This window comes from Bacteroides sp. ET71 (assembly GCF_023336905.1).
GTDB lineage: Bacteria > Bacteroidota > Bacteroidia > Bacteroidales > Bacteroidaceae > Bacteroides.
On record NZ_JAMBLS010000001.1, the window covers coordinates 233,842 to 256,335 of the forward strand.

Genomic DNA, 22,494 nt, shown 5'->3' on the forward strand with positions numbered 1-22,494 from the left:
GATGAATGGCATGCCGATTACCGCTTGCCTGCCGCTATCAGAGTCTGCACTTTCTTGACATACGACCGCGACACCGGCACTTCGTCCGAACATCCCTCCAGCCGAAGACGGCAGCCTTGTGAGTTGCCATCTACCCTGGTCACACGGTGCAAATTGACCAGGTAAGCCCGGTGGCACCGGACAATAAAGGGAGCGGAAGCCGACACCTCGGCTTGCCTCATCGTGAGGCGCAGGAGTTTGGAAGTTTGTTTTTGGTCGTGTGGAGAGAGATAATGCAAGCGGACATAATTGCCCTCGGATTCCGCGTAGAGAAAGGACATGGCGTCCATCTCCAGCATCTCACGGGTATCACCCAGAAAGACAAGAGGAACGGAAGAAAGCTTCTCGACTTCCGGCTTGACAGGTAAACTCTGGTTCATCTTCCGGGCTTCACACAAGTTCCTTGCCAACTGGATATTGCGGTTCCATAAGGCAAAGAGCACGGTGGGGAAAGCCCCCAGTATCAGCACCCAAAGCAGGGCAATAAAAAACAGACGAAACGAAAGCATCATGCCCGTGAGCCACGCCACGTAGAGCCATATGCACACGGCAATCGCCAGCAGCAAGGCAAGCGTATTCACCACCTCCTTGCCCAACGTCCATCCCTGCTCGGCATACCAGCGGGGAAACAACCGCGGCAATACCCACACAAAGACCGACGACACGCCCGCCGAGATGAGTGCCGCCCCCAGCGATACCCACAACAGCCCGCTCTCCAGCCGCGAGAGACCGAAAGGCTCCAGCAGATAAAGGATAAGGAAGACGATGGCCGCAGGCACGGTCACCGTCTTCCACGAAGCGATATAGGCGGGATAAGGCGCCCGCCACATGTCTTTCAATCGGCCAATCATCAGAACTCAAACTTCTCCAACTTCATTTCGCCCAGGCTCTCGATGCGGGGCACAAGGGTAGTGAAGTGGGCGGACTTCTGATGGGCATCGAGCGAAGCCTCGTCGGCCCATGTCTCGCAAATCATCAGCACGTCGGGGCGCGTGGCGCTCTCGAACACATCATAGGCTATGCAGCCTTTGTCACTCAACGAAGCAGCAACCAGTTCTTTGGCGGCTTGCAGGGCAGCGGCACGATTCTCGGCAGCCACCCGGATGAAAACATTCAGTCTAAGCATACTTATTAAATTAAAAATTAAAAATGAAGAATGAGGAATGAAGAATGGAGGATGAACGCCATTGCCTTTCCCCCGGCATGAAAATTCTTCATTATTCATTATTAGTTCTTCATTTAGAACGATAGTCTTTCACCAACCCCTCCATCAGCCAGTTGGCCAACGCCTGGCGGTTGTCTGCAATGACAAAGCGCCGCTGGTCGAAGGTGTTCTGTATGTTGCCCAGCTCCACGAAGAGGGCCACGGGGGTGGACTTGTTCAGCACATAAAGATTGCGCGCGCTGACCGAGCCTTCGAATCCGCGGCCGGGCTGATGCTGGTGGTATTTCTGCTCGAAGACATCGCGCACATTCCTGGCCAGGCGCCTGCCGTATTTGCTTCCGTCGGCGTGATAGAAGAATACGTCCACCTGCGCGCGCTTTCCCCGGCTGTCCACGTGAAGGAAGATGGAGCGGCAATACTTGTACTTCTTGCGGTCTTTGGCATAGAGGGCGTTAATCTTATCGCACCGTTGCTGGAGGCGCGCCACCTGCCCCAGAGGAATGGGGTCGCCCATGCACGTCTCACGCTTGGAATTGTTCAGGTAGCGGTCGTTGCGGATGCCGTCTTTCTTGTCCTGGATGATGATGTGCACCTCAGCTCCCTCTGCCATAAGATTACGCGCCAGACGCAGAGCTACGTCGTAGGCATACTCATCCTCGTGCAGTTCGTGGCGCCCCACACGACCAATGGCTCCCGGATCGGGGCCACCATGTCCGCTCACCACGTAGAAGCAGGCACCCTCCAGACGGCTGCCTGTCACCTTCACATCGTCCAGCTTCTTGCCGAAGAGAGGCTCGTGCAAAGTTCTGCCGTTGCCCTGCCTTTCCTTCGCGGAGGCTTTGCCATGCTTTGGAGGAAGCACATAGCTCACACCATACATCAGCTCCTTCTTACCCTTGAGGCGCTTCTTGTTCAGCTCGAGAAATTCGTTGTAGTAGGCACGCCCCGGGCGACCGTTGCGCTCCAGGAAGGTAGAGATGCCTTCGCCGCGCCGAGGCTTGTCAGTGGCTTGCTGGGCAGCCAGAAAGCCGGGCATGAGCAGAAGGAAAAGGATGAAAAGGAGTCTGTTCATATCTATATTATTGCTAAAAAAGAGCTTTTATCGGACAAAAGTACAGTATTTTCCGTATTTTTGCGCCCGACAAAGCGTTAATTGATAAGAAACTCATAAAAAACGATAGCATTATGGCCAAGCAATTCAAGCCCGAGACCCTCTGCGTGCAAGCCGGATGGTCTCCCAAGAAAGGGGAACCGCGCGTGCTCCCCATCTATCAAAGCACTACGTTCAAATATGAAACCAGCGAACAGATGGCCCGACTCTTCGACCTGGAAGACAGCGGCTATTTCTATACACGCCTGCAAAATCCCACGAACGACGCCGTAGCTGCCAAGATAGCTGCCTTGGAAGGAGGCGTAGCCGCCATGCTCACCTCGAGCGGACAGGCCGCCAACTACTACGCCCTGTTCAATCTCTGCCAAGCAGGCGACCACTTCGTGTGCTCATCGGCCATCTACGGAGGCACGTTCAACCTCTTTGGCGTGACAATGAAGAAGATGGGCATCGATGTGACCTTCATCAATCCCGATGACTCGGAGGAGGAAATCAGCAAGGCTTTCCGCCCCAATACCAAGGCTCTGTTCGGCGAGACCATCTCCAACCCGGCGCTCGAAGTGCTGGACATCGAGAAGTTTGCCCGCATTGCCCATGCCCACGGTGTGCCCCTCATTGTGGACAATACGTTCCCCACGCCCATCAACTGCCGCCCCTTCGAATGGGGAGCAGACATCGTGGTGCACTCCACTACCAAATACATGGACGGTCACGCCACCTCGGTGGGCGGAGCCATTGTGGATAGCGGCAACTTCGACTGGGAAGCGCATGCCGACAAATTCCCCGGCCTCTGCCAGCCAGATGAATCCTACCACGGCCTGACCTACACCAAAGCATTCGGCAAGATGGCCTATATCACCAAAGCCACCGCCCAACTGATGCGCGACCTGGGCAGCATCCAAAGCCCCATGAACGCTTTCCTGATCAACCTTGGCCTCGAAACGCTGCACCTGCGCATGCCTCAGCACTGCCGCAACGCACAGCGCGTGGCCGAATACCTGCAGAAGAACGACAAAGTGGCCTGGGTGAACTACTGCGGCTTGCCCGGCAACAAATATTATGAACTGGCGCAGAAATACATGCCCAACGGCTCGTGCGGCGTCATCTCCTTTGGCTTGAAAGGCGGGCGCGACGTAGCCATCCGTTTCATGGACCACCTGAAGCTGGCCGCCATCGTCACCCACGTGGCCGATGCCCGCACCTGCGTGCTGCACCCCGCCAGCCATACGCACCGCCAGCTCACCGACGAGCAGCTCATCGAAGCCGGCGTGCGCCCCGACCTCATCCGCTTCTCCGTGGGCATCGAAAATGCCGACGACATCATCGCAGACATCGAGCAGGCGCTGAACGCCTGAAGCGCACCCGCCGACGATACTGAACAGGCAATCCTTCGCAAGAAAAAGACTTTTCGGGCGGGGGATTGCTTCGTTTTTATCCGGAAAATGCTTAACTTTGCGGAAAGACCTCTTAAGCAAGAACAATTATGAAAAAGACCATCACTTTAGACAGAAATCACTTGTGGCAAATGATACAGGCCATGTCGCTCAATGCCGACAACAAAATGTGGCTGGGCGAAAAACTGATAAACGAGGCAAGGAAAGAAAAAGAAGAGAAAACGGGCGTAGCAAATCCCCCCTGCCAGTTCAGTGCGGAAGAAAGACAACGACGCTTGTACGAAGCCGAAGTCCGCATATTACAAGATGACCCCGGCATAGACTCAGAAAAAATTGAAGAAGAACTTCTCAACGAAATGCCATGGTTAAGATAAAATGGGATAAACTGGCCAAAGAGAGTTTGGTGGAAATCTTAAGATACGGAAGCCTGACATGGGGAAAAAGAGTGGCTAAAAATATGAGACTGACAATCAAGGAAACAGAAAAATTATTGTCCACGAATCCTCTGATGGGGAAAAACGAACCAGAATTGCAGGGAAACAAATTGCAGTTCAGGAGTCTTGTCATACACGAACATTATAAACTTATTTATTATTATTCCACCGATAAAGACATCTTGCGTATCGTCGATATATGGGACACGCGCATGAACCCGGCAAACCTTAAGCAAAGAGTGCGTTAACCCTTTTCACGTCTTTTAAAAAAACACAAATTCCCCTCCCTCTCCTGACATCTTAAAGATTTTTCAGCCTTTCATCTTACATTTTCACACAGATTTCACTAATTTTGCGGGCACGAAACGCAAAGACAATCTATCTAATTCATTATACATCTATGGCAAAAATAACCAAAGAAGCCGCCTTGCTCTATCACTCGATGGGCAAGCCCGGCAAAATCGAAGTAGTACCCACCAAACCTTACAGTACACAGACTGACCTCTCGCTTGCCTACTCGCCCGGAGTGGCAGAGCCATGCCTGGAGATTGAAAAGAACCCTATCGACGCCTACAAATACACGGCGAAGGGAAACCTCGTGGCTGTCATCTCCAACGGAACCGCCGTTTTGGGACTGGGCGATATAGGAGCCCTCTCGGGTAAACCCGTGATGGAAGGCAAGGGACTGTTGTTCAAGATATATGCCGGTATTGACGTGTTCGACATCGAGGTGAACGAGAAAGACCCCGCCAAGTTTGTCGAAGCTGTCAAGGCCATCGCACCCACCTTCGGAGGCATCAACCTGGAGGATATCAAGGCACCCGAGTGCTTCGAGATTGAACGCCGGCTGAAGGAAGAGCTGGACATCCCCGTCATGCACGACGACCAGCACGGCACCGCCATCATCTCCAGTGCAGGCCTGCTCAACGCGCTGGAAGTGGCCGGCAAGAAGATTGAAGACGTCAAGATAGTGGTGAATGGTGCAGGCGCCTCTGCCGTGTCGTGCACCAAGCTCTACATCTCGTTGGGCGCACGCCTGGAGAACGTCGTCATGCTGGACAGCAAAGGCGTCATCCGCAAGGACCGCGAGGGGCTAAACGAGCAGAAACGCTTCTTCGCCACCGACCGCGACATCCACACCCTGGCCGAAGCCATCGAGGGAGCCGACGTCTTCCTGGGCCTCTCCAAAGGCAACGTGCTGACACAAGACATGGTGCGCTCGATGGCCCCGAACCCCATCGTTTTCGCACTGGCCAACCCCACGCCCGAAATCTCTTACGAAGATGCCATGGAGGCGCGCCCCGACGTGCTGATGGCTACCGGACGTTCCGACTATCCCAACCAGATTAACAACGTCATCGGCTTCCCCTACATCTTCCGCGGAGCACTCGACACGCACGCCAAGGCCATCAACGAGGAGATGAAGATTGCCGCCGTGCGCGCCATTGCCGGACTGGCCAAGCAGCCGGTGCCCGACGTGGTGAACAATGCCTACCATGTGAACGACCTCACCTTCGGCCGCGACTATTTCATACCGAAACCCGTCGACCCGCGCCTCATCACCGAGGTGTCCAGCGCCGTGGCACGCGCCGCCATCGAGAGCGGAGTGGCACGCACCCCCATCACCGACTGGGATGCCTACAAGCAGCACCTGCTGGAACTGATGGGCTACGAAAGCCAGTTTACCGCCCAACTCTACGAGCTGGCGCGACAGAACCCCCAGCGCGTGGTCTTTGCCGAAGGCACGCACCCCAAAATGCTGAAAGCTGCCGTCGAAGCCAAGGCCGAAGGCATCTGCCAACCCATCCTGCTGGGCAACGACGAACTCATCGCCAAGATGGCCAAGAAGCTCAACCTCAGCCTCGAGGGCATCGAAGTGGTGAACCTGCGCCACCCCAACGAGCAGGAGCGCCGCGAACGCTACGCACGCATCCTCTCCGAAAAGCGCGCCCGCGAAGGTGCCACCTACGAGGAAGCCAACGACAAGATGTTCGAGCGCAACTACTTCGGCATGATGATGGTGGAGACGGGCGAAGCAGACGCTTTCATCACAGGCCTCTACACCAAATATAGCAACACCATCAAGGTGGCCAAGGAAGTCATCGGCATACAGCCGGGCTACAAGACTTTCGCCACGATGCACATCCTCAACTCGAAGAAAGGCATCATGTTCCTGGCCGACACGCTCATCAACCGCCATCCCGATGCCGAGACGATGATTGACATCGCCAAGCTGACGGCCCACACCGTGCGTTTCTTCAACCAGACGCCGGTCATCGCCATGCTGAGTTATTCGAACTTCGGCGCCGACACCGTGGGAAGCCCCGTCAACGTGCACAAGGCAGTGGAATACATGCAGACGAATTATCCCGACCTGGCCATCGACGGCGAGATGCAGGTGAACTTTGCACTGAACCGCGAGCTGCGCGACCAGAAGTATCCCTTCACGCGGCTGAACGGCAAGGATGTGAACACGCTCATCTTCCCCACGCTTTCGTCGGCCAACGCCGGCTACCAGCTCCTGCAGGGCATGCATACCGACGGCGAGCTGATCGGCCCGATACAGATGGGGTTGAACAAGCCCATCCACTTCACCGACTTCGAAAGCTCCGTGCGCGACATCGTCAACATCACGGCCGTGGCTGCCATTGACGCCATCGTGGCCAAGAAGAAGGCTGAGCAATGATGCGCCGGCGCAAACGGCTCTCGAAATCGCAATGCATATGCATAGTGCTCCTCTGGGGGGCGCTATGCTACATTGTGCTCACAAAGGCCGAGCGAATCGACGGACCCACGGTGCTGATGCTGCTGCTCAGCGGCGCGCTGGTGTTCATACCCGTCATCAAATCTCTCAGAGGAAGCTAAATTCTTCAGAAACCCATAGGAGGCACCGCATCCCTGCGGTGCTTTTTTATTATCCATGAGAGGCAGAGCGCCCCCGCCTCCCTCGCACCCAAATCCCGGCACAGCCAACCAAGAATCCCAGCAGAGCGAAGACCGCCATGTACTTCAGCAGGCTAGGCGATACAGGATCAACGGGAGTCGTAGCAGGCTGTATGACAGCAAACACAGGCCGTACCTTTACCAACCTGACCTCCGCGGCCTGCACCAACCGGGCTGTACGCTCGTATTCCTCGCGAGCCTGCGCAGTCTTGATTTGCAGATTAACCAACTCCTTACGCGCCATACGGGTGCTCAAATCACGATGACTGTCCTCGAAAGCAGCTTGTGTCTCTTGAGCTTGATAATATCTCTCGCGGGCTTGGCAGTGCCACTCTTGCACATGAGCCAAGTTCTTGCGCTCTTTTTGTGTACGATAGTCGGTAATGAGAGCCTGTATGCGACTTCTCACCGTATCGGCTACAGCAGTTGCCACGTGCGGGTCTTGCATGCGGCAAGTGATGGTGATGGTACGTTTCTCCCTGTCCACGCCGATTGTGAGGCGACTTCTGATGGCTCCCGCTATACCGGAGTCTTTGGCAGAGAGGGAGAGGATGCCGGGACATGCCTCCGTCTGCTCGCCCGTATAGTTAGTCTCTACCCGGCGAGGCTTCTCGAGAAAGGAACCGGTAAGCAGTCCGACTGCCTTGCTAAAAGCTGATTGCAGGAAGTTCCACCACGGACGCCGCTGGTGTCTGTCCATGTATTCATATAGGGAAATAGTGCTATCCGGCAGACAGAAGGATGGCTGTACGGGCACTTCAAACAGAGGGACAAGAAAGGTGGGTGAGGCAATGAGTTGTGGGTAAAGGCTGGGTAGAAGAGCGTCTTGGATTCTGTCATTTCCCAAGGCGGCATCTATGGACAGGCCGTATGTTTCGTCAGTTAACGATATTCCGGTGCTTTCAGGCACGGTGAAAATACTGCACTCATACTCATTGGGAATGCAGAAAGCAATGAACAAACCGACGAACAGGCCCATGCCTGTCGCCTTCAGCAGACTCCAACGATTGTCCGCCAGGCGTTTCATCCATTTCGAAAAGGTGTAATTCCTCATCATCGACGGATAGCAAGTAGAATAAGTATTTCAAGAAAAATCCCCGCCCATACACCAGGGTATAAGCGGGGAATACATTCAATTAATTAATCGGGAAGAAAGAACTTTATCAGTCACCCAATGTGTCTTGCGGATAAGAACCGTTCAACCAATGGCTCTTGTCACCGAAGTTCGTGAAGCTGCGGCAGATAACGCGGGCAGCAACTTCTCCATTACCTACCATCGTCTGCGGCATGATGTTTACTACACCATCATTTTCAAACGTCTGCTGGATAGTCGTAATCGAGTTGGCTGCGAAAGAGGCTTTACCCATTTCAGTTACTACCATGTTCACACCGATATTGTTGGTGGTAGCCTTTTCGAAGGTAGCAATAGCTTGGTCAACTTTCAGCGTGCCGCCGATGTTGCTTTCAATGCCTTCGGGGAAGATGACTTCCTCATCACCCATGTCAAGCACGTTCATGTCACCACCGATGTTAACACCTTTCACGAACTTAATGTCATCTTCACCGGCAGCTCCGTGGTTGTTCTTTACGATGTTTACATCGCCCGTAACAATCAGCGTCTCGTTGAATCTCGTCCAACGCTGCGCCTCATTTTCACGGTTGATTTCAAGTTCACCCATAGTCAATGCAGCATGATCCATTTGGAAACCTCCGTTTACAATCGTCAGCTTACCGATAGTAGCCGGGATGGGCTCACTGGAAGCATCCAATTCGTGCTCCAAGGTGAGGTTTTTAGCAGCATCCAAATCAGACTCGAAGTTAATAACTTGACCATTCTTGTTAGTGATGCTGTTGTCAGCCGTGTTGCCTTTCAAAACATAGGTTTGGTCAACAGCAGGAGTAGTATCAATGAAGCGAACCAATGTTGTGCTGTGGATAGCATCCTGGGCATTATTGATAGCGTCGAGGTAACGACGTTCACTGTTTACTTCGCAGATGTATTCACCACCGTCTTCGTTCACTACGCCCTTACCGGTGATCTGTGCACCTACCTTCACGGTGAACGTAGCACCGCTCTTGTTGGTGAAGGCATTACCTTGGGTAGCCATGTTACCTTCGATAGTCACGAAATGTTCGTTAGTCAGTGTTGCACCGTTATAAACATTCAGCGTTCCGTCATCACCGCTCTTGTCAGTTCCAGCGGTTTCAACTGTGATGTAACCTTTATTCGTCAGGCTACCCTTCAAGTCGAGGGTAGTGTAAGCGTTAACGACGATTTCGGGCTTGTTGGTTTCCGGATCTTCATTGTCGGGGTCGATAATGTTCAGGATAGTACCGTTGATTTCGGATTGTACGCGGTTGCTCGTAGAAGTGCCCTTACCGAAGGTGATCTTGCTACCATAGTTGGTGATGGTGTAGTCTTTACCGAGGCTACCGTTCATGTCCATCGTAGCGGGTTTCAAGCCGCAGCAGCCTTGACCTTGGATTTCAACATCACAGTTAACCGTAGCGCCCTTCATAATCCACAAATTAACAGCCTTATCCTCTTGGCGGGTCAGCACCAACTTATCGTCAGCAGTCTCAGCCTGGATAGTAACATTGCCAGAAACGCTAACAGATTCTGTCAGCTCGATAGTACCCAACAGGTGAATAGTAGACTGAGTCGTTTTAGCTGATTTAGCCTTCTCAACAGCAAGCTTGAAGCTGGCTTCGTCATAAGCATACAGGTTGTCAGCAGAGGGTGCCTGTATAGCTACGCTTCGAGTGAACCAGTAACTGCTACAGCCACCAGCAGGAACAGTCAGCGTTTCATCAAATTTCTTAGCCCAACTGTTGCCATCTTTATCCTGAACTACAATCGTGTAGCCATCGAAGCTGACAGGCAATGCAACGAATGCAAATACTGCCGTTCCCGGACCATAAGCATTAGCGGCAGGAATCGCAATAGGAGTAGTAACGCGAGAAACCAGCAACTTGCTCGTCTGGGTTGTTTCAGGATTTTCTACATACAGTCCGTTTACGTTTGTAATAGCTTGGCCATTGATTTTGGCTGCATCCAATCCTACGGAAGTGTAGAAGTTTCCGCCGTTAGCATACAATACAACAGATTCAATGTCCTTGATTTCACTACCATAGTTCTGCAACTGGATGGCGATGGCACCCGTCAGACGCTGCAGCGTAAACTCAGCAGATTGCGTACCGCCAGAAATGCTCGTACGGCCCACCATGAAGTGCTTGGGCGACAATGCCTGCATAAAAACATTTTTACCGCCTCCTTGATAAGCATCTTTAAACTCGGTGTCCGAAATAGCCTGCAAGTAACCGGCATCTTTCATCTCTTCGTTGAACGGATAGTAAACCAAATAATTACCACCGAACACAGTGCCCAAGTCCGTACGGAACAGACCACGGTTAGCGTCTACGCCGGCATTAATAAAGTTGCTTTTTTCAAAAGAATATGCGCCAGCATTATCGAAGGCTGTTACCTTTGTGAAGTCTTCACCGGAAACATCCCACTTTTCAAACTGCTGTTTATTGGCGTCAAACCAAGTAGCATTGGTCATTACATTGTCGTTGCAAGGGTCGGTCTTAACCTCTGTGGCCCCTGTTGCCAACCAACCATAGTGCGTGAACTTGTAGTTCGAATACACTTGACCGTCTTCTACTTTATTCAACCATGCCAAACCGATGTTGTCCCAATTCTCTTTCAACAACAAATCAGCGATGGTGATTTGGGCATCGCTACCCACATCATTCTTCAAAGTCGGCAACCAACCTAAACGGTTATTAATCTGACCGGCACGCGTATTGGCGTCATCCTCACCCTTTGCGCCCGTTAAGGCAAAGTTATCAGGCAATTCAATCACATCCCCATTGAGACCTGCTTGTTGCCCTGCATTGTTCACTTCAAACTCATCGTTTGTACAAGCTGCAAAAACGAGAGGAAAAGCTAATGCTCCTAATAAAAATTTACTCTTCATACTTTGTTTTAGTTTATTAAAAAAATACATACTTCTCTTTTGCAGAACCGGACGTATCACTTAAAGTCTGACAGCCGGTTTTTCAGACAATGATTCAGAACGGGGACTCACCATCGTCAGGCGTTTGTCCGCCCTCACCTATCGGCGATCCCGCAAACCCTTTCTCAATCTGTACTTCTACTACCTCCACTTCGGGAGCCACGTAATTCAAAACTTTCTCCATTGTTGTTTAATTTTAATTGATTAATACTATGTTATTTATGCTATTTTTCCGTATTTTTGCCTTCGCTATTATTCCTTTCCTTTCCTTGGCTCCGTACGAAATACGGTGCAAATATGATTAATATTATTCGTTCCACCAAGAAAAAAATGCTTTTTTTTATCTTTTTTTCTATAAACCGGCTCACGGGGGTGATAAGACAGGATGCAAAACCTTCCTAAACGATTGCACAAAAAATGACCTCACTACTTAAAGCTTATTTAAAATTCCTTTTCCCTGTCATCCCGAGCACAGTCGAGGGATCCCACTATGCGCATGAAAAGTATTAGGGAGATGTTTCGACTTCGCTGCGCTCCGCTCAACATGACAGATACTACACAATGTATAAACTAAATTTCAGTACCTACTTATATCTTATGTCAACCCTGAATCCTACCAAAGTCGTTTCTCGTCCCTACTTCCTCCCTACCTCGTCCCTGTTATAAGACAAGGACGAGGTAGGGACGAGGTACGATTTTGCACGCTCCCGAAAACGGGCACAGCAGGAGGTGGGGCATCCCTGCCCCGCCCTATAAAACTATATATTAAGATCCAAGTCGTTTCTCGCTCCTACCTCGCTCTTACCTCGCTCTTGTCATGCACAAGACCGAGGCGCGAGGAATGTACGGCTGCAGACTCCCTGCGATAGCTTGCGATCCGGGCTGTCTGAGCAGAAAAGGCTGTCGCGCGCACGACATGAAATGGGATTAAAAAGACACGCGAAACAGGAAAATCCAATAAAATTGTTATTTTTCCCCGTATTTTATTTATCATTTGTTTGCTCGTATCAAATTTATGTGTACTTTTGCAACCGTTATCAGCAAAATAACAGAAAAACGATATCAGAAATCAATAAAACATCAACAAGTATGAATGCAGCTAAAGTATTAGAAGACCTGAAAAGACGGTTCCCCGGCGAACCGGAGTACCACCAAGCCGTAGAAGAAGTGCTCTCCACCATCGAAGAGGAGTATAACAAGCACCCCGAGTTCGACAAGGTAAACCTGATTGAACGCCTCTGCATCCCCGACCGCGTCTACCAGTTCCGCGTGACGTGGGTGGACGACCAGGGCAACGTGCGCACCAACATGGGCTACCGCGTGCAGCACAACAACGCCATCGGCCCCTACAAAGGCGGCATCCGCTTCCACGCCTCCGTCAACCTGGGCATCCTGAAGTTCCTCGCCTTCGAGCAGACCTTCAAGAACTCCCTCACCACCCTGCCCATGGGCGGCGGCAAAGGCGGCTCCGACTTCTCGCCCCGCGGCAAGAGCAACGCCGAGGTGATGCGCTTCTGCCAGGCCTTCATGCTCGAACTGTGGCGCCACATCGGCCCCGACATCGACGTGCCCGCAGGCGACATCGGCGTGGGCGGACGTGAAGTGGGATTCATGTTCGGCATGTACAAGAAGCTGACGCGCGAGTTCAGCGGCGTGCTCACCGGCAAGGGACAAGAGTTCGGCGGCTCCCTCATCCGCCCCGAAGCCACCGGCTACGGCAACGTCTACTTCCTCATGGAGATGCTGAAAACCAAAGGCATGGACCTCCAGGGCAAATCGGTGCTCATCAGCGGCTCGGGCAACGTGGCACAGTACACCGCCGAAAAAGTCCTCCAACTGGGCGGCAAGGTGCTGACCATGAGCGACTCCGACGGCTACATCTACGACCCCGAAGGCATCGACCGCGAGAAGCTGGACTACATCATGGAGCTGAAGAACCTCTACCGCGGACGCATCCGCGAGTATGCCGAGCAATACCCCGGCGTGAAGTACGTCGAAGGCGCACGCCCCTGGGGCGAGAAGGCCGACATCGCACTGCCCAGCGCCACACAAAACGAGATTGACGGCGACGACGCCCGCAAGCTCGTGGCCAACGGCGTCATCGCCGTCTCCGAAGGCGCCAACATGCCCTCCACGCCCGAAGCCATCCGCGTCTTCCAGGAAGCCAAGATTCTCTACGCCCCGGGCAAGGCAGCCAATGCAGGCGGCGTGTCCGTCTCCGGCCTCGAGATGACGCAGAACTCCGAGCGCCTCTCGTGGAGCGCCGAAGAGGTGGACAACAAACTGCATTACATCATGGAGAACATCCACGAGAACTGCGTGAAGTATGGCACCGAACCCGACGGCTACGTCAACTACGTCAAAGGCGCCAACATCGCCGGATTCATGAAGGTGGCCAAGGCCATGATGGCACAGGGCATCGTGTGAGACAGTCGAAAGACTGAAAAGAACTTGATTTCAGTCTCCCAAAAGCCATAGCACAAAAAGCAGGAAAACCCGAAAATAAGAAAACGGGGATTCCTGCTTTCTTTTTCCGACGCTGATAAAAGTCTCATTTTCCCTGTCATCCCGAGCCAAGTCGAGGAAACCCACTATACACCTGAAAAGTATTAGGGAGATGTTTCGACTTCGCTCAACATGACAGAGAGAACGATTTCTAAACAACAAGCTCTAGTCGGAAGCAAAAATTTGCCATTAACATTATTTTCCACTGGAAATCATTGCCAGCTCAAAAAAATATCCTTATTTTGCAGGCAAACCCTAAAAAAAGAAGCCCATGAAGTACCTCATCATCGGCGGAGTGGCCGGAGGAGCCACCGCCGCGGCCCGCCTGCGCCGCATCGACGAAAACAGCGAAATCATCCTGCTGGAAAAAGGCAAGTACATCTCCTACGCCAACTGCGGCCTGCCCTACTACATCGGAGGCATCATCAGCCAACGAGACCGCCTGCTGGTGCAGACCCCCGAAAGCTTCGCCCGCCGCTTCCGCATCGACGTGCGCACAGAGCAAGAAGCCAAACACATCGACCCCGCACGGCGCATCGTGCAGATATGCAACAAAGCTGGCCAGAAGTACGAAGAAAGCTACGACCGTCTGCTACTGTCGCCCGGCTCCATCCCTGTGCGCCCACCCCTGCCAGGCATCGACACCAAAGGCATCTTCACCCTGCGCACGGTTGACGACACCGACCGTATCAAAGCCTACATCGCACACACCCATCCCAAGCATGCCATCATCGTGGGAGCCGGATTCATTGGCCTGGAGATGGCCGAAAACCTGCACCACGCAGGTATCCGCGTCAGCATCGTCGAAATGGCCTCGCAAGTCATGTCTCCTCTGGACTACTCCATGGCGGCACCCGTAGCACGCCACCTGGCAGAGAAAGGCGTAGGACTGTACCTGGAAGAAGCTGTCGACTCCTTCCGCCGCACAGACGCAGGCATCGAGGTCACACTGAAAAGCGGGAAGACACTCGCAGCCGACCTGGTATTGCTCAGCATCGGCGTGCGGCCCAACACTACCCTGGCGCGCGACGCCGGATTGGAACTGGGCAAGACGGGAGGCATCCGCGTAGATGAATATCTGGAGACATCGGAACCAGGCATCTACGCCGTGGGCGATGCCATCGAGTTCCCCCACCCCGTCAGCGGAATCCCTTGGCTGAATTACCTGGCAGGCCCCGCCAACCGCCAAGGACGCATCGTGGCTGACAACATGGCACGGGGCAATCACATGAAGTACGAGGGCTCCATCGGCACCTCCGTGGCGCGCGTATTCGACCTCACCGTAGCCTCCACCGGACTCCCCGCCAAACGCCTCGCCTTGGCAGGCATTCCATATGCCTCGTCGTGGACACACCCCTCGTCGCACGCCTCTTATTATCCCGGCGCCATGCCCCTGACGCTCAAACTGACATTCAACCCTCAAAGCGGACAGCTCTACGGAGCGCAATGCGTGGGCGTGGAAGGCGTGGATAAACGCATCGACCAACTGGCGCAAATCATCAAGCACCGAGGCACCGTGTTCGACCTCATGGAGACAGAACACGCCTATGCCCCGCCTTATTCATCGGCCAAAGACCCCATTGCGCTGGCAGGATACGTGGCGGGAAACATCGTCAGCGGGACAATGCCTGCCATCACCTGGCGCGAATTGGAAAAGGAAAAAGAACAAGTGACACTGATTGATACCCGCACGCCCGAGGAATATGCCTTCGGCACAATCCCCAACGCCATCAACATCCCTCTGGACGAACTGCGCGAACGCCTCGACGAAATGCCCGCACAGCAGAACATTGTCGTCTTCTGCGCCGTAGGCTTGCGCGGATACCTGGCCCAACGCATCTTGGCAGGACACGGATACACCCACGTGCGCAACCTGGCAGGCGGATACCGCACCTGGTCGGCAGCCACAGCACCACTCCCACTGCAACAGCCAACAGAACCGTCGCCTGCCACCGGCAACTGCCTCGCTGCAACACCCCGGCCCGCCACGCTCCGCATAGACGCCTGCGGACTGCAATGCCCCGGCCCCATCCTCGAAGTAAAGAAAGCCATCGACCGGATGGAAGAAGGACAATGCCTGGAGATTAGTGCTACCGATGCAGGCTTCTCACGCGACGCCGAAGCCTGGTGCGCCTCGACAGGCAACACATTGCTGGAACGCCGCACAGAAAACGGACGCTACCTGGTGCGCATCCGCAAAGGAAAAAACCAGCAGCCTGCTCCACAACAAACATCGGCCTGCACTGCCCCCGAACGAGGGAAGACACTCATCCTCTTCAGCGACGACTTCGACAAGGCACTGGCCACCTTCGTGCTGGCCAACGGAGCTGCCGCCACCGGGCGTAAAGTATCCATCTTCTTCACCTTCTGGGGACTGAACCTCTTGAAAAAAGAGCAGAAACCGGCTGTCAAAAAAGACTTCTTCGGACGGATGTTCGGCTGGATGCTTCCCGCCAGCTCGCGGTCGCTGAAGCTCTCCAAACTCCACATGTTAGGACTGGGCACCGCACTGATGCGCACCCGCATGAAGCAGAAAGGTGTAGCCTCGCTCGAAACACTCCGTAGCGAAGCACTGGCCCAAGGTGTAGAGTTCATCGCCTGCCAAATGTCGATGGACATGATGGGCATCGCACGCGAAGAACTGATTGACGGGGTAAGCATCGGCGGCGTAGCCACCTACATGCAACGAGCCGAAGAAGCCAACGTGAACCTGTTTATTTGAAGAACCGCTTATGGAAGACCTATGCAAAATACGCGACCTGCAACGGGCCATCGCACGCTTCGAGGCCGCTTTCATCCAACGCTTCGGCCTGACGCTGAACGAAGGCATGCTGCTCTGCACCCTGCTGGAACAACCCTGCCTCAGTGCCAGCGAACTGGCCGAAGCCTTGGGGCTGACACCCTCCAACACATCGAAAGTCATCCGCCCCGTAGAAGACAAGCAACTCATCGCACGCCTCATAGGCAAGGAGGACAAACGGCACATGCTCTTCACACTCACACCCGAAGGCAGACGCCTCATCCAAGAAATAAAAGAAAGTACACACGAGGTGCCCGAAGATTTGCTCAAAGCCCTAAGCCGCTTCCCCGACCATGACAAGCAGAGACCAAAGCCTCCCACACAGCCGGATGCAGAAAGAAGCGCACATCCCTGCCTTGAGCCAAAGACTGGCGGATAAAAGTGGAACTAACATCCAGGACAGGCGCAGAGGTGAGGCGCACACGCGGAGGCAAGGAGCCCTCGTCTACGGGATAACCCGGGCGGGGGTAAATAATCAGGTGATGCTCTGCCAAGATACGCCCCGCCTCGCGCCAGCGCGGGAAACCCGCCCAATTGTCTGAACCAATGATGAGATGGAACTCATGCGAAGGATACAGGCTCCGAAGCTTGTCGAGCGTATGGATGGTATAAGAAGGGCGGGGCAAGGCGAACTCCACATCTGAAGCGCGGAAACGCGGATAACCCTCAATCGCCAAACGGACAAGGCGCAGGCGCAAATGGTCGTCCATCAACTCCTGCCCTTGCTTGAAAGGATTGCGGGGCGAGACAAGGAACCACACCTCGTCCACCTCGCCAAACTCGCACAAATAGTTGGCCAAAGCCAGATGGCCCACATGCACGGGGTTGAACGAACCGCTGAAGACACCGACCTTCATGCCCCGCTCATTTCTGGTTGTTCTTCAGGAACAAACCGCTCCGGATGGCATTGCCTGCGGCAACAATCATCACCAGCAGCATGGCCACCGTTCCCACCGTTTCTTTGTAATAAAGGTTTCCTCCTGCAAGGGCGGCTGCGGCCAGGAACAAAACAATGTTGACCACCAGCAGCACTTTATGCGTCTTCCGGGAGAGGTGTTTTCCGCTATAATCACGTTTCATGGGAAGCTTATTTTTCATTCAGAAATTCTTTCACTACTCGCAGCGTCTCGGCCTTGGCTTGCTCCAGGTCGTCGTTCACGATGACGCGGTCGAAGCGCGAAGCAAAGGTCAATTCGTAAGAAGCCTTGGCCACGCGACTTTCGATGACTTCGGGCGTGTCTGTGCCTCTTCCCACCAGGCGCCGGCGCAACTCTTCTACTGAAGGCGGCTGAATGAAGATGCTCAACGCCCGCTGGCCGTAAAACTCCTTGATATGGCATCCGCCTACCACGTCGACATCGAAAATGACATTCTGCCCGGCGTCCAACTGGCGCTCGACTTGCTCCTTCAGCGTGCCGTAGAAGCGGTCTTTGTAAACTTCCTCATACTCCAGAAAGTCGCCTGCCTGGATGCGCCGGCGGAACTCGTCGGGGGTAAGGAAGAAATACTCTACGCCGTCGCGCTCCGTGCCTCTCGGGGGGCGGCTGGTGGCGGAGATGGAAAAGGCCAGGTCCAGACCCGGTTGTGCCAGCAAGTAGTTGATGATGGTCGATTTGCCCGAGCCGCTGGGGGCGGAAAAGATAATCAGTTTCTTCATCTTTCCATTACATTACGTTCAACACCTGTTCCTTGATTTGCTCCAGTTCGTCTTTCATGCGCACGACGATGCGCTGCATCTCCGCCTGGTTCGACTTGCTGCCGAGGGTATTGATTTCGCGCCCCATCTCTTGGGCGATGAAGCCCAGCTTCTTCCCCTGTCCGTGGCCTTCTTCCAAGGTTTGGATGAAATATTTCAGGTGGTTGGCCAGCCGCTGTTTTTCTTCGTTGATATCCAGCTTTTCGATGTAGTAAATCAATTCTTGTTCCAAGCGGTTTTTGTCATAATCCACTTCCAATGTCTTCTGAAGAGCCTCCACGATGCGCTCTTTGATGCGCCCCACACGTTCTTGCTCATAAGGCTCTACTTCTGTCAGGAGGCGGGAAATGTTGGCAATCTTCTCGCGGAATTTTTTCTCCAACGCAATGCCTTCCTGGCGTCGGAACTCCACCAGCGCGTCCAAGGCACGCTGGACAGCTTCGTGCGCCAAAGCCCATTCTTCATCCGAAAGCTCCTGCACTTCGTTCTTGGCCAAGACGTCGGGCAGGCGCAAGAGGGTGCCAAACCAATCGGCTGGCTCGGGGATGCCCGTGGCCGCGGAAATTTCTTTAATCCGCTGGTAATAGGCTTGCACCAGAGCCGGGTCGATGGGAGTAGCCGGGGTGGCTCCTTCCTTTTTCTCTATCCACAGGCAGAAATCCACCTTGCCGCGTTCGAGCGTGCGCGCTATCTCCGCCCGGATTTCCATCTCCTTTTCACGATAAAGAGGCGCGATGCGGGCGGACAAATCCAGCGCCTTACTGTTGAGTGACTTTATCTCGACATTGATTCGTTTATCGGGTCCTTCGACGGCAGCCTTGCCATAACCCGTCATGGATTGTATCATAATGCTTCTTAAGTTTTGCGCAAAATTACGCGAATATTTTAATTACTGAAAATAATCCCGTATTTTTGTAGGCTGAAAGAGAGGAGAAAGCATACAGACACGCCTGGCTTGGCCGGCATTTCCTTCTTCCTCGACGTGGAGACGGCTTTTCCTCGGCGTGAGGACGGCTCTTCCTCGGAATGACGATAAACAGAATTACAGTAAACATAGCTATGTCATCTATCTTACATATTGAAACATCTACTACGGCCTGCTCGGTAGCTGTGAGCCAAGACGGGCAATGCATCTTCCGGCAAGAAGAACGCAAGGGTCCTTCGCATGCCACCTTGCTGGGTGTATTTGTGGACGAAGCCTTGTCTTTCGCCGACAGCCACGCCATACCGCTGGACGCCGTGGCCGTCAGTTGCGGGCCAGGCTCGTACACAGGCCTGCGCATCGGCGTGTCGATGGCCAAAGGCATCTGCTACGGACGCGACCTGCGCCTCATCGGCCTGCCCACGCTCCAAGTGTTGTGCGTACCCGTGCTTCTCTACCACGACGAACTTCCAGACGACGCCCTGCTATGCCCCATGATAGACGCCCGCCGCATGGAGGTGTATGCCGCCATCTACGACCGTGCCTTGCACACCATACGCCCCACAAACGCCGACATCGTGGACGAACACTCGTACGCAGAGTTCCTGGAGCAGCACCCGGTGTATTTCTTCGGAGACGGCGCCGCCAAATGCAAAGACCGCCTGACCCATCCCAATGCACACTTCATCGACGGCATCTACCCGCAAGCCTCCATGATGTTTCCGCTGGCCGAACGCGCCATGGCCGAAGGCCGCTTCGAAGACGTGGCCTATTTCGAACCTTTCTATCTGAAGGAATTCGTGGCCGGCAAACCAAAGAAACTTGTTTAATAGAAGAATGAAAAATCGCGCCTCACGCACGGTGAAGAATTTTCCGGTTCATCCACTGTCTTTCATGCCTGCTGAGTTCTTCATTCTTCATTCTTAATTCTTCATTTAAATATATGCAATACAACACCCAACAGAAACGAATGTCACTGCCCGAATACGGACGAAGCATCCAGAACATGGTAGATTATGCCCTGACCATACAAGACCGCGCCGAACGCCAACGCTGCGCGAACACCATCGTCAACATCATGGGCAGCATGTTTCCACACCTGAGAGATGTGCCCGACTTCAAACAAAAGCTCTGGGACCATCTGGCCATCATGTCCGACTTCAAGCTGGACATTGACTACCCGTGCGAAATCATCCGCAAAGACAGGCTGAACACCAAACCAGACTCAATCCCCTATCCGCGTACCCAAATACGCTACCGCCACTACGGCCGCACACTGGAAGTCCTTATTCAAAAAGCTTGCGAAATGCCCGAAGGAGACGAAAAACAAAACCTCGTGGCTCTCATCTGCAACCACATGAAAAAAGACTACATGGCATGGAACAAAGACACGGTAGAAGACCAGAAGATTGCAGACGACCTCGAAGAATTGTCTAAGGGAAAGCTGCACATGACGCCAGACATCGTGCGCTTGATGAACGAACGCATCAACCGCTATTGCCGCCCCCTAAAAAATAATTATCCGAACAGCAATAACAACAACCGCAACAATAACCGCAACAAAAAAGGCGGAAAACGCTAAAAAAGAAAACTTCAACTCATGGCATCATTCATCATCGAAGGAGGACACAAGCTGGAGGGAGAAATACGCCCCCAGGGCGCCAAGAACGAGGCACTGCAAATCATCTGCGCCACCCTGCTCACACAGGACGAGGTAGTGGTGCGCAATGTGCCCGACATTCTGGATGTAAACAACCTCATCCAACTCCTCCGCGACATGGGCGTGCGTGTCACCAAGGAAAGCCCCGACACCTATCGCTTCCAGGCCGCAGACGTGGACTTGTCCTACCTGCAAAGCGAGGCCTTCCTGAAGACCTGCGCCAGTCTGCGCGGCTCGGTGATGCTGGCAGGACCGCTGGTCACCCGCTTCGGACAAGCTGTCATCTCCAAGCCCGGAGGCGACAAGATTGGCCGACGCCGACTGGACACGCACTTCATCGGCATACAGAAGCTGGGAGCCAACTTCAACTACAACGCCGACCGCCATGCGTATGAAATCGAGGCCGAACACTTGCGGGGCACTTACATGCTGCTGGACGAGGCTTCAGTGACGGGCACGGCCAACATCATCATGGCTGCCGTCCTGGCCGAAGGGCGCACCGTCATCTACAACGCCGCCTGCGAGCCCTACGTACAACAGCTCTGCCACCTGCTGAACCGCATGGGAGCGAAGATTTCGGGCATTGCCTCGAATCTCCTGACCATCGATGGCGTGGAGACCCTGCACGGGGCGGAGCACACCATCCTGCCGGATATGATCGAGGTGGGCAGCTTCATCGGCATGGCCGCCATGACCCGGAGCGAACTGACCATCAAGGACGTGTCCTACCAGCATCTGGGCATCATCCCCGACAGCTTCCGACGCCTGGGCATCCGCCTCGAGCAGAGGGGAGATGACATTTACGTGCCTGCCCAGGAGCACTACCGCATCGAGTCGTTCATGGACGGCTCCATCATGACCATTGCCGACGCGCCGTGGCCGGGACTGACGCCCGACCTGCTGAGCGTGATGCTCGTCGTGGCCACCCAGGCGCAGGGCAGCGTGCTCATCCACCAGAAGATGTTCGAAAGCCGCCTGTTCTTCGTGGACAAGCTCATCGACATGGGGGCGCAAATCATCTTGTGCGACCCGCACCGTGCCGTCGTCATCGGTCATGACCACAGTTTCCGTCTGCGCGGGGGCAACATGACCTCACCGGACATCCGTGCGGGCATCGCTCTGCTCATTGCCGCACTGAGTGCCGACGGCATTAGCCGCATACACAACATTGAGCAGATTGACCGCGGGTACCAGGACATTGAAAAGAGATTGAACGCCATCGGCGCAAGGATTACAAGGATATGATACGACCGGAAGAAGTATATAAAATAGGTATGTTCAACAAGCCGCACGGCATCGGCGGCGAGTTGCAGTTCACCTTCACGGACGACATCTTCGACCGCGTGGAGGCGGAGTATCTGGTGTGCCCCATGGACGGGATACTGGTGCCCTTCTTCATCGAAGCATACCGCTTCCGCTCGGACACCACCGCACTGATGAAGCTCGAAGGCGTAGACACGCAGGAACAGGCCCGGCAGTTCACCAACACCCCGGTCTACTTTCCTGTGAAGCATGCTGAAGAGGGGGAGCCGGGCGAGCTCTCCTGGGACTTCTTCGTCGGCTTCCGCCTGGAGGACACCGTGCACGGGCACTTGGGCGAGGTGGCCGACGTGGATACCTCCACACCCAATACCCTCTTCGTCATCGACCGTGGAGGCAACGAACTCCTGGTACCCGCCCGCGAGGAGTTCATCCTGGACATGGACACCAAGCACCGCGTCATCACCGTCCGCCTGCCCGAAGGACTGCTGGACCTGGACGATGCGGAAGAATGTTAATCACTTACCACTAAACCCTAATCGCTGA

21 protein-coding genes and 1 pseudogene are annotated in these 22,494 nt (G+C 54.1%); 12 read left to right on the forward strand and 10 right to left on the reverse strand.

The annotated features are described in order from the left end of the window. Positions 1-17: 17 nt before the first annotated feature. The 3 genes from M3090_RS00960 to M3090_RS00970 all read right to left on the reverse strand — a co-directional run bounded on the left by M3090_RS00960 (position 18) and on the right by M3090_RS00970 (position 2,276). Positions 18-890 carry a LytTR family DNA-binding domain-containing protein gene (locus M3090_RS00960; protein WP_249053528.1) on the reverse strand — a complete coding sequence of 291 codons (873 nt, stop codon included), beginning with the start codon at positions 888-890 and terminating at the stop codon, positions 18-20. Beyond that, positions 890-1,165 (reverse strand): putative quinol monooxygenase, encoded by a 276-nt coding sequence (locus M3090_RS00965; protein WP_249053529.1) that lies wholly within the window; start codon positions 1,163-1,165, stop codon positions 890-892. The genes M3090_RS00960 and M3090_RS00965 overlap by 1 nt, the downstream gene beginning before the upstream one ends. 109 nt (positions 1,166-1,274) lie before the next feature. Then, a complete protein-coding gene (locus tag M3090_RS00970; protein WP_249053530.1) occupies positions 1,275-2,276 on the reverse strand; it encodes an N-acetylmuramoyl-L-alanine amidase in 1,002 nt (333 codons plus the stop codon). A 113-nt stretch (positions 2,277-2,389) separates the two neighbouring features. Between M3090_RS00970 and M3090_RS00975 the strand changes: the two genes are divergently transcribed. From M3090_RS00975 to M3090_RS00995, 5 genes are all read left to right on the forward strand, one after another. Continuing rightward, positions 2,390-3,670 carry an O-acetylhomoserine aminocarboxypropyltransferase/cysteine synthase family protein gene (locus M3090_RS00975; RefSeq protein ID WP_249053531.1) on the forward strand — a complete coding sequence of 427 codons (1,281 nt, stop codon included), beginning with the start codon at positions 2,390-2,392 and terminating at the stop codon, positions 3,668-3,670. 128 nt (positions 3,671-3,798) lie between these two features. Further along, positions 3,799-4,083, forward strand: a complete 285-nt coding sequence (locus M3090_RS00980) for a hypothetical protein (protein WP_249053532.1) — start codon at positions 3,799-3,801, stop codon at positions 4,081-4,083. Beyond that, a complete protein-coding gene (locus M3090_RS00985; protein WP_249053533.1) occupies positions 4,071-4,391 on the forward strand; it encodes a type II toxin-antitoxin system RelE/ParE family toxin in 321 nt (106 codons plus the stop codon). Before M3090_RS00980 ends, M3090_RS00985 begins: the two co-directional genes overlap by 13 nt. Before the next feature lie 152 nt (positions 4,392-4,543). Continuing rightward, positions 4,544-6,829 (forward strand): NADP-dependent malic enzyme, encoded by a 2,286-nt coding sequence (locus M3090_RS00990; RefSeq protein ID WP_249053534.1) that lies wholly within the window; start codon positions 4,544-4,546, stop codon positions 6,827-6,829. Beyond that, complete coding sequence (locus M3090_RS00995) at positions 6,829-7,008, forward strand: hypothetical protein (protein WP_249053588.1); 180 nt, start codon at positions 6,829-6,831, stop codon at positions 7,006-7,008. The genes M3090_RS00990 and M3090_RS00995 overlap by 1 nt, the downstream gene beginning before the upstream one ends. Before the next feature lie 49 nt (positions 7,009-7,057). On the opposite strand, the gene M3090_RS01000 is transcribed toward M3090_RS00995, so the two are convergent. The 3 genes from M3090_RS01000 to M3090_RS15825 all read right to left on the reverse strand — a co-directional run bounded on the left by M3090_RS01000 (position 7,058) and on the right by M3090_RS15825 (position 11,289). After that, entirely contained in the window at positions 7,058-8,143 is a 1,086-nt protein-coding gene (locus M3090_RS01000; protein ID WP_249053535.1) for a hypothetical protein, read from the reverse strand. A 106-nt stretch (positions 8,144-8,249) separates the two neighbouring features. Further along, a complete protein-coding gene (locus M3090_RS01005; RefSeq protein ID WP_249053536.1) occupies positions 8,250-11,066 on the reverse strand; it encodes a hypothetical protein in 2,817 nt (938 codons plus the stop codon). Positions 11,067-11,160: 94 nt separating this feature from the next. After that, a complete protein-coding gene (locus tag M3090_RS15825) occupies positions 11,161-11,289 on the reverse strand; it encodes a hypothetical protein (protein ID WP_262918795.1) in 129 nt (42 codons plus the stop codon). 905 nt (positions 11,290-12,194) lie between these two features. Here M3090_RS15825 and M3090_RS01010 point away from each other — a divergent pair. From M3090_RS01010 to M3090_RS01020, 3 genes and pseudogenes are all read left to right on the forward strand, one after another. Further along, on the forward strand, positions 12,195-13,532 hold the full coding sequence (locus M3090_RS01010; protein WP_249053537.1) for an NADP-specific glutamate dehydrogenase: 1,338 nt from the start codon (positions 12,195-12,197) through the stop codon (positions 13,530-13,532). A 349-nt stretch (positions 13,533-13,881) separates the two neighbouring features. Then, a complete protein-coding gene (locus M3090_RS01015) occupies positions 13,882-16,332 on the forward strand; it encodes an FAD-dependent oxidoreductase (RefSeq protein WP_249053538.1) in 2,451 nt (816 codons plus the stop codon). Positions 16,333-16,342: 10 nt separating this feature from the next. Further along, positions 16,343-16,669: pseudogene (locus M3090_RS01020) on the forward strand (MarR family transcriptional regulator); the annotation flags it as partial. 7 nt (positions 16,670-16,676) lie between these two features. Here M3090_RS01020 and nadD read toward each other — a convergent pair. The 4 genes from nadD to M3090_RS01040 are packed head-to-tail and all read right to left on the reverse strand — an operon-like array spanning position 16,677 to position 18,953. Beyond that, positions 16,677-17,267, reverse strand: coding sequence for a nicotinate (nicotinamide) nucleotide adenylyltransferase (nadD, locus tag M3090_RS01025; RefSeq protein WP_249053539.1), 591 nt, complete (start codon positions 17,265-17,267; stop codon positions 16,677-16,679). 7 nt (positions 17,268-17,274) lie between these two features. Further along, a complete protein-coding gene (locus tag M3090_RS01030; RefSeq protein WP_249053540.1) occupies positions 17,275-17,508 on the reverse strand; it encodes a hypothetical protein in 234 nt (77 codons plus the stop codon). Continuing rightward, positions 17,498-18,067, reverse strand: coding sequence for a guanylate kinase (gene gmk, locus M3090_RS01035; protein ID WP_249053541.1), 570 nt, complete (start codon positions 18,065-18,067; stop codon positions 17,498-17,500). The genes M3090_RS01030 and gmk overlap by 11 nt, the downstream gene beginning before the upstream one ends. Before the next feature lie 7 nt (positions 18,068-18,074). After that, positions 18,075-18,953 carry a YicC/YloC family endoribonuclease gene (locus tag M3090_RS01040; RefSeq protein WP_249053542.1) on the reverse strand — a complete coding sequence of 293 codons (879 nt, stop codon included), beginning with the start codon at positions 18,951-18,953 and terminating at the stop codon, positions 18,075-18,077. 212 nt (positions 18,954-19,165) lie between these two features. On the opposite strand from M3090_RS01040, the gene tsaB reads away from it, so the two are divergent. The 4 genes from tsaB to rimM all read left to right on the forward strand — a co-directional run bounded on the left by tsaB (position 19,166) and on the right by rimM (position 22,466). Further along, complete coding sequence (gene tsaB, locus M3090_RS01045; protein WP_249053543.1) at positions 19,166-19,858, forward strand: tRNA (adenosine(37)-N6)-threonylcarbamoyltransferase complex dimerization subunit type 1 TsaB; 693 nt, start codon at positions 19,166-19,168, stop codon at positions 19,856-19,858. A 113-nt stretch (positions 19,859-19,971) separates the two neighbouring features. After that, positions 19,972-20,610, forward strand: coding sequence for a DUF4290 domain-containing protein (locus M3090_RS01050; RefSeq protein ID WP_249053544.1), 639 nt, complete (start codon positions 19,972-19,974; stop codon positions 20,608-20,610). An 18-nt stretch (positions 20,611-20,628) separates the two neighbouring features. Continuing rightward, positions 20,629-21,933, forward strand: a complete 1,305-nt coding sequence (murA, locus tag M3090_RS01055) for a UDP-N-acetylglucosamine 1-carboxyvinyltransferase (RefSeq protein WP_249053545.1) — start codon at positions 20,629-20,631, stop codon at positions 21,931-21,933. After that, positions 21,930-22,466, forward strand: a complete 537-nt coding sequence (gene rimM, locus M3090_RS01060) for a ribosome maturation factor RimM (RefSeq protein ID WP_249053546.1) — start codon at positions 21,930-21,932, stop codon at positions 22,464-22,466. Before murA ends, rimM begins: the two co-directional genes overlap by 4 nt. Positions 22,467-22,494: the final 28 nt, after the last annotated feature.

Excerpts from the sequence above, each read along its gene's own strand:
- M3090_RS00960 (WP_249053528.1), bottom strand. The coding sequence starts at position 890 with ATGATTGGCCGATTGAAAGACATGTGGCGGGCGCCTTATCCCGCCTAT.
- M3090_RS00965 (WP_249053529.1), bottom strand. The coding sequence starts at position 1,165 with ATGCTTAGACTGAATGTTTTCATCCGGGTGGCTGCCGAGAATCGTGCC.
- M3090_RS00970 (WP_249053530.1), bottom strand. The coding sequence starts at position 2,276 with ATGAACAGACTCCTTTTCATCCTTTTCCTTCTGCTCATGCCCGGCTTT.
- M3090_RS00975 (WP_249053531.1), top strand. The coding sequence starts at position 2,390 with ATGGCCAAGCAATTCAAGCCCGAGACCCTCTGCGTGCAAGCCGGATGG.
- M3090_RS00980 (WP_249053532.1), top strand. The coding sequence starts at position 3,799 with ATGAAAAAGACCATCACTTTAGACAGAAATCACTTGTGGCAAATGATA.
- M3090_RS00985 (WP_249053533.1), top strand. The coding sequence starts at position 4,071 with ATGGTTAAGATAAAATGGGATAAACTGGCCAAAGAGAGTTTGGTGGAA.
- M3090_RS00990 (WP_249053534.1), top strand. The coding sequence starts at position 4,544 with ATGGCAAAAATAACCAAAGAAGCCGCCTTGCTCTATCACTCGATGGGC.
- M3090_RS00995 (WP_249053588.1), top strand. The coding sequence starts at position 6,829 with ATGCGCCGGCGCAAACGGCTCTCGAAATCGCAATGCATATGCATAGTG.
- M3090_RS01000 (WP_249053535.1), bottom strand. The coding sequence starts at position 8,143 with ATGATGAGGAATTACACCTTTTCGAAATGGATGAAACGCCTGGCGGAC.
- M3090_RS01005 (WP_249053536.1), bottom strand. The coding sequence starts at position 11,066 with ATGAAGAGTAAATTTTTATTAGGAGCATTAGCTTTTCCTCTCGTTTTT.
- M3090_RS15825 (WP_262918795.1), bottom strand. The coding sequence starts at position 11,289 with ATGGAGAAAGTTTTGAATTACGTGGCTCCCGAAGTGGAGGTAGTAGAA.
- M3090_RS01010 (WP_249053537.1), top strand. The coding sequence starts at position 12,195 with ATGAATGCAGCTAAAGTATTAGAAGACCTGAAAAGACGGTTCCCCGGC.
- M3090_RS01015 (WP_249053538.1), top strand. The coding sequence starts at position 13,882 with ATGAAGTACCTCATCATCGGCGGAGTGGCCGGAGGAGCCACCGCCGCG.
- nadD (WP_249053539.1), bottom strand. The coding sequence starts at position 17,267 with ATGAAGGTCGGTGTCTTCAGCGGTTCGTTCAACCCCGTGCATGTGGGC.
- M3090_RS01030 (WP_249053540.1), bottom strand. The coding sequence starts at position 17,508 with ATGAAAAATAAGCTTCCCATGAAACGTGATTATAGCGGAAAACACCTC.
- gmk (WP_249053541.1), bottom strand. The coding sequence starts at position 18,067 with ATGAAGAAACTGATTATCTTTTCCGCCCCCAGCGGCTCGGGCAAATCG.
- M3090_RS01040 (WP_249053542.1), bottom strand. The coding sequence starts at position 18,953 with ATGATACAATCCATGACGGGTTATGGCAAGGCTGCCGTCGAAGGACCC.
- tsaB (WP_249053543.1), top strand. The coding sequence starts at position 19,166 with ATGTCATCTATCTTACATATTGAAACATCTACTACGGCCTGCTCGGTA.
- M3090_RS01050 (WP_249053544.1), top strand. The coding sequence starts at position 19,972 with ATGCAATACAACACCCAACAGAAACGAATGTCACTGCCCGAATACGGA.
- murA (WP_249053545.1), top strand. The coding sequence starts at position 20,629 with ATGGCATCATTCATCATCGAAGGAGGACACAAGCTGGAGGGAGAAATA.
- rimM (WP_249053546.1), top strand. The coding sequence starts at position 21,930 with ATGATACGACCGGAAGAAGTATATAAAATAGGTATGTTCAACAAGCCG.